General features: G+C 53.7%; 13 protein-coding genes. All 13 read left to right on the forward strand.

Going from position 1 to position 12,928, the window contains the following annotated elements; all coding sequences use genetic code 11:
- The first annotated feature begins 15 nt into the window (after window positions 1-15).
- Genes FRZ54_RS08160 through FRZ54_RS08220 form a run of 13 tightly spaced genes read left to right on the forward strand, consistent with a single transcriptional unit; the run spans window position 16 to window position 12,899 of the window.
- Window positions 16-861, forward strand: coding sequence for a hypothetical protein (locus tag FRZ54_RS08160; RefSeq protein ID WP_147031141.1), 846 nt, complete (start codon window positions 16-18; stop codon window positions 859-861).
- A complete protein-coding gene (locus FRZ54_RS24880) occupies window positions 851-1,399 on the forward strand; it encodes an acyltransferase (protein WP_147031142.1) in 549 nt (182 codons plus the stop codon). Before FRZ54_RS08160 ends, FRZ54_RS24880 begins: the two co-directional genes overlap by 11 nt.
- Before the next feature lies 1 nt (window position 1,400).
- A complete protein-coding gene (locus FRZ54_RS08170; protein WP_147031143.1) occupies window positions 1,401-2,324 on the forward strand; it encodes a glycosyltransferase in 924 nt (307 codons plus the stop codon).
- Window positions 2,324-3,244 (forward strand): glycosyl transferase, encoded by a 921-nt coding sequence (locus tag FRZ54_RS08175; RefSeq protein WP_147031144.1) that lies wholly within the window; start codon window positions 2,324-2,326, stop codon window positions 3,242-3,244. Before FRZ54_RS08170 ends, FRZ54_RS08175 begins: the two co-directional genes overlap by 1 nt.
- Window positions 3,229-4,197, forward strand: a complete 969-nt coding sequence (locus FRZ54_RS08180; RefSeq protein WP_147031145.1) for a glycosyltransferase family 2 protein — start codon at window positions 3,229-3,231, stop codon at window positions 4,195-4,197. Before FRZ54_RS08175 ends, FRZ54_RS08180 begins: the two co-directional genes overlap by 16 nt.
- Entirely contained in the window at window positions 4,182-4,985 is an 804-nt protein-coding gene (locus FRZ54_RS08185; RefSeq protein WP_187359794.1) for a class I SAM-dependent methyltransferase, read from the forward strand. Before FRZ54_RS08180 ends, FRZ54_RS08185 begins: the two co-directional genes overlap by 16 nt.
- Window positions 4,982-5,983, forward strand: a complete 1,002-nt coding sequence (locus FRZ54_RS08190; protein WP_147031147.1) for a glycosyltransferase family 2 protein — start codon at window positions 4,982-4,984, stop codon at window positions 5,981-5,983. The genes FRZ54_RS08185 and FRZ54_RS08190 overlap by 4 nt, the downstream gene beginning before the upstream one ends.
- The gene (locus FRZ54_RS08195; RefSeq protein WP_228462657.1) at window positions 5,961-7,007 is read left to right on the forward strand and encodes a glycosyltransferase; all 1,047 of its coding nucleotides are present in this window, start codon (window positions 5,961-5,963) and stop codon (window positions 7,005-7,007) included. Before FRZ54_RS08190 ends, FRZ54_RS08195 begins: the two co-directional genes overlap by 23 nt.
- Complete coding sequence (locus FRZ54_RS08200) at window positions 7,004-8,245, forward strand: glycosyltransferase family 4 protein (protein ID WP_147031148.1); 1,242 nt, start codon at window positions 7,004-7,006, stop codon at window positions 8,243-8,245. Before FRZ54_RS08195 ends, FRZ54_RS08200 begins: the two co-directional genes overlap by 4 nt.
- Window positions 8,227-9,429: a glycosyltransferase family protein gene (locus FRZ54_RS08205; protein ID WP_147031149.1), complete on the forward strand. Its 1,203-nt coding sequence runs from the start codon at window positions 8,227-8,229 to the stop codon at window positions 9,427-9,429. Before FRZ54_RS08200 ends, FRZ54_RS08205 begins: the two co-directional genes overlap by 19 nt.
- A complete protein-coding gene (locus tag FRZ54_RS08210) occupies window positions 9,426-10,454 on the forward strand; it encodes an acyltransferase family protein (protein ID WP_147031150.1) in 1,029 nt (342 codons plus the stop codon). The genes FRZ54_RS08205 and FRZ54_RS08210 overlap by 4 nt, the downstream gene beginning before the upstream one ends.
- Window positions 10,455-10,458: 4 nt before the next feature.
- Entirely contained in the window at window positions 10,459-11,745 is a 1,287-nt protein-coding gene (locus tag FRZ54_RS08215) for a glycosyltransferase (protein ID WP_228462658.1), read from the forward strand.
- On the forward strand, window positions 11,742-12,899 hold the full coding sequence (locus FRZ54_RS08220; protein WP_147031151.1) for a glycosyltransferase family 4 protein: 1,158 nt from the start codon (window positions 11,742-11,744) through the stop codon (window positions 12,897-12,899). The genes FRZ54_RS08215 and FRZ54_RS08220 overlap by 4 nt, the downstream gene beginning before the upstream one ends.
- The last annotated feature ends 29 nt before the right edge of the window (window positions 12,900-12,928 follow it).

Below are 12,928 nucleotides of genomic sequence, written 5' to 3' on the forward strand. Positions count from 1 at the left end.
CCCAAACTATCGCCATTGAATAAACCTGTCGAAATAACCGGCTCCGAAAAAGGCATCCTGTATGTTGCCACCGGTCAGAAGTATGTCGAAGAAGCGATCATTTCCGCGACTTCCTGTAAAGTGCATAACAGCTACCCCATTGCCCTGATCACTGACCGTGCAGCATATGATCTTCCTGCCGGGCTGTTTGACGAGGTCATTGTGAAAAGCGCGTACTTCAACTATCGGGATAAGTTACTGATCCGCCACACGCCTTTCGCGAAAACGGTGTTCCTGGATACCGACACGTATGTAGTTGAACCCCTCGACGATCTGTTCAGTATACTCGATTTCCGGGAGTTCGCGATCCACCAGGCTGATGAGGGATACGAGTTTTCCATGCCGGGAATGTCCAACGCCATGCCCGAGTTCAACACCGGGGTGATCGCGTTTAGCCTAACCCCTGAAGTGGTTCGACTGTTCGATGACTGGGATGCGGCCTTCGATACGAATACGGAGATCAAGACGGATCAATACCACCTGCGCCGGACCCTTTACAGCTCCGCTGTAAGGTTCGCTATTTTTTCATCGGCTTACAATTTCATCGTTTACTACCCTAACTATGTCATACAAACGGTGAAGGTCTTTCATGGCCGGCCGGCCGGGCTGCTGCGTGAAATAGCACAGGATTTCAACAGGATAAGACATGATTTTGCCTGGAGGAGAATGTATTTTCCCTATAATCATCAGTTCACGGTCATTTATCAGAACCTTGAAAATTCGGATATATCCCGCCTGGTCCGTTTCAATATACGGGCGTTTTTCGCTAATATTTACCGGCGCGCCAGGCTCAAGTCCGGCAAAAAGACCAATGGTTCGTAAATTCCTTCTTTTTCTTCCATACCTTGCCCGGGTGATCCGGTTAAAGCTGCGAGGTATCTTTGTCGATCTATCCTCGAAAGTAGCCGGCGGAGCCAGTTTAAGGCTCACACCTGCTGGTATCCGGTATGGCAGCATCCGTGTTGGTAAAAGTTGCGAGATTGGCCGTGGCGCCGTACTGCGTACCTTCGGAGGCGAGATATCGATCGGCTGTCATACTTTCCTGGGTGAATATACGATCATTTACGGCCACGGGGGCGTGACTATCGGGGACCATACGCTGATCGCGGCGCAAACCTGTATTGTATCTTCCAATCATACGGTCCCGGGGAAAGAAACACTCATCCGCTCGGAGCCGGATATCCTGCTGCCGGTCACCATCGGCCATGACGTCTGGATCGGTGCGGGCTGCAAGATCCTTGGAGGGGTGACCATTGGCGACGGCTGCGTGGTCGGTGCCGGTTCTGTCGTGTCCCGGGACCTTCCGCCTTACAGCATCTCCGTGGGTGTACCCGCGAAAGTTATCCGTTACCGGGAATAACATGTTATTATCTGTCATCATACCTACCTACAACCCGAACCCGGAAAGGCTGTCCCGTGTTTTGGAAGCGCTCCGCGATCAATCGCTCGGGCCGCAGCACTGGCAGCTGGTCATCGTGGATAATAATTCATCAAACGGCGTTCTTGGTCATATGGATCTTTCCTGGCACCCGAACCATCAGATCGTTGCAGAAAAGAAACAAGGCTTGACTTTCGGCCGTATCGCAGGCTTTCGGCGTGCACTGGGGGATGTGCTGGTGCTGGTCGATGACGACAATGTGCTTGCACGGGATTATTTATCGCTTGTTACGACATATTTTAGCCGTGACCCGGCACTGGGGTCGGCCGGCGGCCGTATCACGGCATCATTTGACGGCTACCAGCCGCAGGAATGGACCCGGCCTTTCTGGAATATGCTGGCTATCCGCGACCCAGGGAACCGGGACCTGGCCGCTTCTTCCCTTTCGGGCGGCTATCCTGCCTTCGCCCCAGTCGGCGCCGGCATGGCGGTGAGGAAAGCGCTGGTGGACGGTTATATCAGGGAGGTATCAGATGCCCCGGGGGCGATTACCGACCGCACGGGCAATAGTCTGGCTTCCGGGGGCGACAATGAGATCAATATCTGGGTATTAAAACAAGGGTATAAGACTGCTTATTTCCCGAAACTCAGTATCCGGCACATCATCCCCGCCTCCCGGTTGGAAAAGGGTTACCTCGCACGGCTGAATTATGAGTCTACCCGGTCGTGGGCGGAATTATTGCGACGCTACGACCTGTGTCCCTGGGATACGGTGCCCGGCTGGTCCGTGGGTCTCCGGAAAATCAAATCCTGGTTCGTATTCGCGGCCTGGCGCAGCCCGTCGGGCTATGTGAAATGGCGGGGCGCATGCGGTTTATATGAAGGTCTTATCAAAAAACCTGACTGATGTCATTAACCGGTAAACTGGCCTATCATTTATTCTATAAACCCAGGTCCTGGACGAGGGAGGTCCGCAAATTCGGCGGGGTGTTTAACGTTTTACGCATAAAAAGGGGCCGTGCTGCGATGAAAAAAGCTGCGGCGCAGATCAAGCGTTCCCCGGTGCCGGCGGAAGCGTTCGGGGTCTATTTTTTGACGGGGAAGAAATTCTGGCCGCTCACGGCTTTCTGCGCAGGTTCCTTGTTGCGGCACGCAGGGTCAGGTATACGGCCTGTTTTCGTGGACGATGGTACACTGGACGAACGGTTGATGACGCGTATTTATCTCCAGTTCCCCGGCTGCCTGGTCAAAAAGGCTTCCGATATTGAACCGGAAATGGCCCGGGCGTTACCGCCGTCGCAATTCCCTCTTATACACGAGAAAAGAAAGACGTATCCGCATATCCGCAAGCTGACGGATATTCATGCCGGGTCGTCCGGCTGGAAGCTGGTACTGGACTCGGATATGCTTTTTTTTAAAAAACCTGCGGAAATACTGCACTGGATAGGGGATCCGCAACATCCCCTGTTTTTGCGGGACCCGGAAAATTCATACCATTACTCGGCCGGCCTGATGGAAGCGCTGGCCGGGCATCCCGTGCCAACCCACCTCAATGTCGGCATGGTTGGTTTAAAAAGCGATGCAATCGATTGGATAAAAGTGGAACGATGGATCGGCGCCCTGGAGCATGCCGAAGGGAAAAGCTACCTGCTGGAGCAGGCGATGAGCGCCATGCTGGCAGCAGGGGAAACGGTGACCGTTGCCGACAGCAGCGAATATGTCGTCATGCCGGGCAAAGAGGAAGCGGAACGCCCCACGGCTACGCTGCACCATTACGTAGCGGGGTCTAAGGAATGGTATTATAAGACGTCTTGGAAAAGATCATAATGGAAAGGGAGCTGGTTTCTGTCATTATCCCGGCGTATAATGCCGGTCCTTATATTGCCGCTACCGTCCGCTCCGTCCTGGAGCAAACTTACAGGCCGATCGAGGTCATCGTGGTCAACGACGGTTCGACAGACGATACAGCCGGCATCATTGACGAATTGTCCCAAGCGGGAGATCTGATCCGGGTGATCAATATGGAGAACAGGGGCGCTTCGGCCGCCCGCAACGCGGGATTCCGTGTTGCTCGGGGCGGACTGATCAAATTCCTGGACGGGGATGACCTGATCAACCCGGTGATGATCGAAGAGCAGGTAAAACTGGCGGAGCGGCACCGGCATAGCGTTATCACGTGCCGCTGGGGGCGATTCAGCAACGACGAACACGGCGCATTGCGGATGGCAAACGAAGATTGCTGGCGGACATTACCACCAGATGAATGGCTTTGCAGTTCCTGGAAGGACGGCAGACCGATGACCAACCCGGGCCTCTTCCTGATCCCCAAGAAAATTGCGGACATCGCAGGCAACTGGGATGAGCGCCTGTCGCTTCTTGATGATACCGAATACTTTACGCGTATTGTCCTGGCTTCGGAACAAGTGGTCTTTTGCAGCGAGGCCATACTTTCCTACCGGTCCGGCGTGCCCGGCAGCCTTTCCGGTAAAAACTCCCGCGCCGCCTTCCTTTCAGCCTTCCGGGCGATCGAAAAAACGACAACTGCCTTTTCAGGCCGCTGCCCGTCTCCGGAAGTCCGCAGGACGTGCGCGAATATATGGCAGAGCTTTATTTACTGGGTGTACCCGGCTCACCCCGACCTTATCGCTGCTGCAGGAAAACAAAGGGCGAAATACGGCAGCGCCACCCTGGCTTACCCGGCGTCTGGTTATTTGCTGCTGTTGCAGAGATTTTTAGGCTGGAAATTGATAAAAAAAATAAAAATATGGTTTCACCAATAGAGGCGACGCTTGATGATTTTGTCAGGCAATACGAAAACACCGGAGCATGCAATGATGATATTTTCGAAACGTTTACCCGCAATACGGACCGCTACCCCTTTTTAAAAGAACACCGCGATTATATCGAGCAGCACCGGCTGGGATATGGCGACCGGGCATTTCATTATATGTGGTATCTGATCATCCGGCATGTCCAGTCCCGGCAATTAAAACCCGATATGCTTGAAATTGGCGTCTTTAAAGGGCAAGTGGTGTCCCTGTGGTCCCTGATTGCACAAACTACGCTCCCCGAATTGCGTGTAACGGGCATTACGCCGCTTAGCGGCAAGAAGATTCCGGGCAAATGGGAACGCTTTTTTAAAGCCAGGTTTTCCGCACAATACAGGAAGGACCTCCGGGACGGAAATTTCTACGAGGAAACTGATTATCTCCGGATCATCGAAGGCCTGTTTCGCCGTTTTTCCCTCGAATTCACAAAGTTTCGCCTGATCCGGGGCTACTCTACGGACGGCGGGGTGCGCGGCCAGGTTGCCGGCGAGCGTTTTTCGGTGATCTACATCGATGGAGATCACAGTTACGACACGGTTGTCCTGGATATCCGGAACTTCTCCGGGCTGATCGTTCCGGGCGGTTTGCTGGTCATGGATGACGCATCCTGTGATCTTCCCGGAACAAAGTTCTGGAAGGGCCACCAGGGAGTTTCAGAAGCCTGCCGGACGATTGAAAGCTTTGGTTTTAAAAATATACTCAACGTAGGTCACAACCGTATTTATCAAAAGGACAAATGAGCCGGACAAGGGTACGGGTTTATTTGTTTACCTACAGGCGAAACGGGACGCTCGTCAGGAGCATTGAAAGCCTGCGGCGGCAGACCTTCGGCGGATGGGTTTGTGAGATCCACAATGACGAACCTACCAATATCTTTCCGGCTGACCATATTGCGTCACTGGGCGACGCAAGGTTCACGGTGGTCAACCATCCGGCGAACCTCGGGCCGACAAAAACCTTTAACATGGCATTTGGTGGTTGTCCCGAGGAATTTATATCGATCCTCGAAGATGACAACTGGTGGGAACCTGATTTCCTGTCAACCATGCTGGGGGCAATGGATGAACACCCTGAGGTCCAGGTGGCGTGGGCAAACCTGCGTATCTGGCGGGAAAGCGCCGGCGACCAGTGGACCGATACCGGTCAGACCGTGTGGCCCGCCGGGGATCAGGCAAAGCTGCTTCATTTTCCGCAATACCGCCAGGCCTACACGGCGCTGCATTCGAACGGCGCCATGCTGGTACGGAACAGTGACCTTGCGCAGTTAAGAACACCCGAAGCTATTTTATTTGATTTTGCTGAAACGATCCGGGAACGTGCATACCGGCATCCTTTATTGTTGGTTTCCCTGCCCCTGGCGAATTTTGCACAGACGGTCAGCACAGGAAGATCCGCGTCTTTTAAATATCGTCAGGAGCATTGTCTGCTGCTGATTGACAGTTTCCTTCAATGTGTACCCATATCTGCCGCCGGAGCGGAAAAGTTATGGACCGAGGTCAGGGGAAACGGTTACCGGTCCTACCTGATGCTGATGTACACCGGTCTTTGCTGCCGCTCCAGCAGGAAACTGCTCGGCAAAGCCACCGCCCTGGAATGGTTTAATTTCATTCTTTATAATATCAGGCACCCTTCGGTGCTGTCGGGCTGCCTGCGTGCAAAGACGGTCTACGCAGAATTATGGCATTACCTTTTAGAGAACACCAAAGCAAGGGTACGTGAACAGGAACAAAGATCGTGAGCGGTTGAAGATCGCTATAACGGCCGACGCAGAGCTGCCGGTACCACCTGCCCTTTACGGCGGGATCGAACGCATTATAGACATGCTCGTCTCGGGCCTGATGACGCTTGGGCACGAGGTGACCCTGTTTGCCCACCGCGACTCCAATGTGCGCTGCCGGCTGGTACCCTATGGCGCCGAAGGCAACAAGGCCGCCGACGTCGTCAGGAACACCTGGGCGGTGAGCAAGACGATCTTCGGCGGAGGGTTTGACGTGTTACACAGTTTCGGGCGGCTGGCTTATCTTTCCCCGCTGCTGCCGCTCCGGTTGCCCAAACTGATGAGTTATCAACGAGAACCGACCATCCGGCAAATCAAAAGGGCGGCCGGTCTTTCGGCACACGGGAGTCTGCGGTTCACGGGCTGCAGCGATTATATTACCGGCCAAATAAAGCCCTACGCCACGGCTGAAACCGTTTACAATTGCATCGACCCGGCGCGGTATGACCTGGGCATGCCTGCCGCCGGCGATGCCCCGCTGGTGTTCCTTGGAAGAATTGAGCCGATTAAAGGCGCGCATACCGCGATAACAATTGCGCAGAAGACGGGCAGGAAACTGGTCATAGCAGGTAATGTTCCTGCGCAGGAACAGGACTATTTCAACACCCGTATCCGTCCTTTTCTGAATGAACAGGTGACCTATACGGGACCCGTCGACGACCGGCAAAAAAACGAGCTCCTGAAACGCGGACTGGCGCTGCTGATGCCTATCCAGTGGAACGAGCCCTTTGGAATCGTCATGATCGAGGCAATGGCCTGCGGAACGCCGGTCATCGGGTTCGATCGCGGCGCGGTTCGCGAAGTCGTTCAGCACGGCGTTACCGGCTATTACGGTAATACCATGGAGGAGCTAACCGAATGGGTGGGGCAGGTTCATTCGCTGGACCGGAAACTTATCCGGGATATTACCGAAGCGCATTTTTCAGCCGGGGTGATCGTGCGGCAATACGAGGATCTTTATTACCGGATGACCCGCAAAAAATGAGATCAGTCGTCGCCAGCCCAACTATTGCTCCACATGTCAGGCAAACCGTGACAGCCTATCAGGAGGCGGGCTTCCTCGAAACATTTTATACCAGTTTTTTTACCCATCCGGATTACCGGCTTGCGGCTGCCCTCAGCAGGGTGCCGCAATTCGGGCATGAAATCCGGAAACGTGCATTTCACGAGTTACCTATTGAAAAAATTGCGGCACGGCCATGGCCGGAACTTTTCCGGAGCCTTTCAGCCAGGACACTCGGTCCGCGAACAACCGACCGGTTATGGGAATGGTCTGAACTCGGATTCGATCAGTGGGTCGCCCGGAACCTTTCGGTGCGGGCGGACGTCGTCCATACCTACGAACATGCCGCTCTGGCGACACTGACCGCTGCTAAAAAGATGCATATTTTCAGCATATACGAGCAGCCAAGCCAGCACCATACCTGTTTTTCCCAGATCGCAAGGAAACAAATGGTGTTATACCCGGAGCTGCGGAACGCAACGGATGACCTTCAGGTCAATACGCACGCCGCCCGAAGGAATCGCAGGCGCGACGCCGAGCTGAGCATGGCGTCAGTCGTCCTTTGCAATTCCCTTTTTACAAAAAATACGCTTATCGCAGCGGGCGTGGAAGCGAAAAAGATTGCCGTCATTCCGCTTGCTTTTCCGGAAGTAAGCGCAATGGAGAAGATCACGCCAGCGACAGGGCCGCTGAAATTCCTGTATGCCGGGAATCAATCCATGAGAAAGGGCGTGCATATCCTTTACCAGGCCTGGCGCAGATGCAACTTCAGCGAAAGTCAGGCGAGCTTATGGCTCATTGGCAACATGTCGCTTCCCTTATCGTTGAGAAACGGGTTGCCGGGTGACGTCCTGATCCGCGAGCATATCGCCCACAACGAACTCATGCAGTTGTATAGCCAGGCGGACGTGCTGGTTTTCCCTACGCTGGCGGACGGATTCGGGATGGTCGTTACGGAAGCCATGTCACAGGGACTGCCGGTGATCGCTTCAACGAACAGTTGCGGTCCTGATATCATCGAGCCATTTTACGATGGCTGGCTGGTGCCCCCCGGAGAAGTGGACGCGCTGGCGGAGCACCTGCGCTGGTGCGTCGGCCACCGGGACGAAGTGGCAGCCTGCGGCAGGGCGGCGAAAAAAAAAGCAGGCAGCTACCAATGGCCGGAGTACCGTCAAAATCTGATGAAGCTTGTGACAAAAGAATGGACCCAGTTCCGGTAAAGAAAGTTTGCCTGGTCACCCCCGGGCATATTGCTTCGGACCCGCGCCTGGTCAAGGAAGCGACTGCTCTTTCGGCGGCTGGCTACCAGGTGTATTTGGTTTTCACGCAGCACGTAGAAGAGCTTGTTGCCTATGATCGCCGGATCCTGCAGGAGCATCCCGAATGGCATGCGGTTTTTCTGTACTGGGCGGGCAATTCCTGGCGCTCAAAATTTCGCCGGGTCTGTTCCAGGTTTCGGCAGCGACTGTCGCGTGATCCTGCCAGTACGTTGAACCGGCATTTTTCCTGGCAATTGAGAGCTGCGGTCGCCTGCCGCGCAGACCTGTACATCGGGCACAATCCCGGTGCACTGCCGGTGGTGGTACTCGCAGCGGTCAGAAATAGGGCGAAAAGCGGTTTTGATGCGGAAGACTTCCACCGGAATGAGATGACGGATGATCTTACACACCCGGATTACCGGCTGAAAGCAGCTGTCGAAGACGTTTATTTGCCTGAAACAAGTTATATAACGGCCTCGAGCGAACTGATCGCAGCGCGTTACGCGAAACTTTTCAGCCGGCCCGTGGTAACAATTTTGAATGTATTTCCAAAGATCGGTATAGCAAGGCCGGCTAAGGACAGCCAGGGACCGCTGCGCCTCTTCTGGTTCTCACAAACGATCGGTCCCGGCAGGGGTCTTGAAACAGTAATCAGCGCGATCATGGCCGCCGGCAGTGCCATGGAGTTGCATCTGCTTGGCAACCCAAGGCCGGGATATGATACGATCCTGAAAGAATTGGCAGATACCGGCGGCGGGGCCTGCCGTTTGGTCTTTCACGATACGGTTTACCCCGATGAGCTGTTCCGCATAGCAGCGGGTTTTGATATTGGTTTTGCCTGTGAGGAAACGGTTCCGCTGAACCGGGATATCTGCCTCACCAACAAACTGTTTACCTATCTGCAATGCGGGCTGGCTATTGCTGCCAGTCCGACTACCGCGCAGGTCGCATTTTTGAACAGTTATCCCCAGGTGGGCAAAGTATACCCTGACCGCGCGGAACTGAGCTCGATCCTTTTGGCATACGACCGCAACAGGCGCCTGCTTTCTGAAACACAAAAAGCGGCGTTTCAATTAGGACAAAGCGACCTGAACTGGGAAAATGAGAGCCGGCGATTTATCGGTTGTATCGGGGGGATTTTATGAATGAGCCGGCAGCAGATATTTCTTCCCGGCATATCCGCTGGTTTAAGGGGCTCGACAGCCTTCGGTTCATCCTTGCGCTTATTGTTGTACTTTCCCATTTTGATGATCCCCTGATACGTGTTTTCCGGCATTTTGATACTGCGGCCGGCCGGGTATGCGCGTTTCTGCTGGAAAATGCGTTCAATGGCACTGCTGCGGTTATTGCTTTTTTCATCATTTCCGGGTTTGTTATTCACTATCCCAATAAGAACGGCCTCGGCAGCCTCGGGAAGTTCTGGATGAGAAGGTTTGTGCGCATTTTGATCCCCCTGGTTGTCATCTTTCTTGCCGGCACCAGATTTGGGCACCCGGACAAAAAAGTCATCTGGAGCCTCGTCTGTGAATTGGTCTATTATGCGATCTATCCTTTTCTCCTGAAACTCAGGATCAAATGGCTATATCAATGCCTGGGTGCTTGTTTGCTCGCCGTCATTGCGATCGGAGCCGGGGCACAGCACGATATCCAGTCGCTGGTGCAGCAAAAAGACATCCATTACCATAGCTATTACTGGCAGTTAGGTATCGGGCTGACCTGGCTCGTCGGCCTGCCGGTGTGGTTACTTGGTGTTATGGTAGCAGAACATATAGACGAGCCGGCAAAGGTCAGTATGAAAGAGATCATGACCTGGCGTGCGGGGGTGTACGCAATAAGTTGTCTGCTGATCATTGCCCGTTCCTACTGGTTCGTCAGCTATATTTTGTCCATGACGGTATTTGCACCGCTCATCTGCCTGTGGCTAAAGGCGGAAATTATTTTTTACAGGGACCATCAGCCTGCCGGTTTCCTCGAAAAAATGGGTAAGTTTTCCTATTCACTTTATCTGTGTCACCCGCTTGCCTACGTTATTCTGCGTTACTGGCTCAAAAACAGTGTAGTGAATTACCCGGTCGTGATGACACTGACGATCGCTATAGCTTACATCTTTTATTTATTGGTTGAGAGACCTGCGCACGCGCTGGCGCTAAAAATCAGCCGCAACTGGTGAGAAATTGAAACGGGTACTGATCATATCTCCGTATTTTCCGCCGGTAAACGCGGCGGACATGCAGCGGGTCCGCATGAGCCTGCCATATTTCAATCATTTTGGCTGGGTTGCTGAAGTCGCAGCCGTCGAGCCCCGCTATACTGATATGGTAAAGGATGAATTGCTGCTGAAGAGCCTGCCGGCTGATGTTAAAGTTCACTGGGTAAGCGCCTGGAGTAAAAGATGGACGTCAAAGCTCGGGCTGGGCAGTATAGCCCTGCGTTCCCTTTGGTTTTATTATAAGGGGGTGAACCGTATTTTAAGAAATGGGCACTTCGACCTTGTCTATTTTTCCACTACCCAGTTCCCGGTATGTATATTGGGCGCTTGCTGGAAAAGGAGGTTTGATATACCTTATGTGATCGATCTGCAGGACCCCTGGCATTCCGGGTATTACCGGGATAAACCCCGTTCGCAACGGCCGCCAAAATACTGGTTTTCTTACCGCCTGAATAAGTTCCTGGAGCCTATAGCCATGCGCAAGACAGACGGGTTGATCGGCGTATCCGCCGATTACCTTCAGGATATCAGGGCGCGATATCCGCAGACCCGGCGAATTCCTTCGAGAACCATCACGTTTGGTTCCTTCGCGCCGGATCTTCACATCGCGCAACAAAATAAGGCTTTGTTCCCGCCCTTACTTGAAAATGGAATGGTGAACATCGTCTATGTGGGCCGGGGAGGCGAGGATATGCACACTGCCACCGTACCTTTATTTCAAGCATTGCGGACAGCATTAACCGCCGACCCGGAAAGGTATGGGAAGGTCCGCCTCCACTTTATCGGTACCAGTTATGCGCCGGAAGGAAAGGGCCGGCAGACCATATTCCCGCTGGCACAGCGTTTTGGGCTGGAAGATTACGTGACCGAGATCCCGGGCAGGGTAAGTTTTTATCATGCTTTGCTTACTTTGCAGGAAGCGGATGCCTTATTTATACCGGGCTCTGACGACGCTAAATATACTGCCTCGAAGATATATCCCTACGTTTTGGCGGGCAGGCCGCTACTGGCCATCTTTCACCCGGACAGTTCGGCGATTCCAATCCTGCGCGAATATGGTGTAAAGGACGTGTTGTCTTTTGACGAGGTGCGCACGGAAAGGGTCGGCGCTTTCCTGGCAGAGGTGTGTGGGGGAACCGCAAGCGCGCCGCGCTATCAGGCGGCCGTTATCAAGAAATATGCCGCAGAAAACATGACGCATGAGCAGTGCCTGCTCTTTGACCAGGTATTGGCTGAAAGGCGTGATCGATGAAACTTGCCATTATTACCACTCATCCGATACAATACTACGCACCGGTATTCCGGATGCTGCATGAACGTGGGAATATCAGCATCATGGTTTATTATACCTGGGGTGAAGCGGCCAGGACAAAATACGACCCTGGGTTCGGCAGTGTTATCGACTGGGATATACCGCTGCTGGAAGGGTACCCGTACACCTGGGTGAAGAATACTTCGGCTGATCCCGGGACGCACCACTTTCGCGGGATCATCAATCCCGGGCTGACCGGCCAGTTACAGCAATGGCAACCGGATGCCCTGCTGATTTTTGGCTGGGGCTGGCACGGACATTTGCGGTGCCTGCGGTTCTTTAAAGGCAGACTGCCTGTTTTTTTCCGTGGCGACTCGACGCTGCTGGATAGCCGGGGTGGCTTCAAAGAATTGGTCAGGACCCAGTTCCTCCGATGGGTGTACAGGCATATCGACCATGCGTTCTATACCGGTACGAATAACAAAGCCTACTATAAAAAATTTGGCCTGAGGGATGATCAACTGAGCTTTGCCCCTCATGCTGTGGATAATGACCGTTTCTCGGCCGACCACGCGGCTGAAGCGGCCGCCTTTCGCGGGCGACTACAGATTGACCCGGAGGACGTCCTGGTTCTATTTGCAGGAAAATTTGAGAAAAAGAAATCACCTGTCGAACTGCTGGAAGCTTTCCTGACTTTAAGGCGGCTGAATGTACACCTGTTGTTCGTCGGGAACGGTGCGCAGGAGGCCATCTTAAAAAGCCGGGCCAGCCATTCAGAAAAGGTTCATTTTATAGATTTCCAGAATCAAAGCCGCATGCCTGTAATACTCCAGGCCTGCGATCTTTTTTGCCTCCCTTCCGCCGGCCCGGGCGAAACATGGGGACTGGCTGTCAACGAGGCGATGGCCTGCGGGAAAGCCGTGCTGGTATCAGATAAGGTCGGTTGCGCGATTGACCTGGTAAAAAACGTGGAGAATGGCGCTATCTTTGAAAGCGGCAGGATGGGGGACCTGGCAGATTCTCTGGATCAACTCACGGGATCGAAGGACAGGCTGCAACATTTGGGTATGAATTCGCGGGCAATGATCCGGCCCTGGTCCTTTGCCGCTATCGTCCGCCGGATTGAAGACCAGGTCTCCGGCCTGCCAGGCTAAGGTTTTGAATTTAAATGCTGATTATTGCT

It is taken from the genome of Mucilaginibacter ginsenosidivorans, assembly GCF_007971025.1.
In the GTDB taxonomy this organism is placed as follows: Bacteria; Bacteroidota; Bacteroidia; order Sphingobacteriales; family Sphingobacteriaceae; genus Mucilaginibacter; species Mucilaginibacter ginsenosidivorans.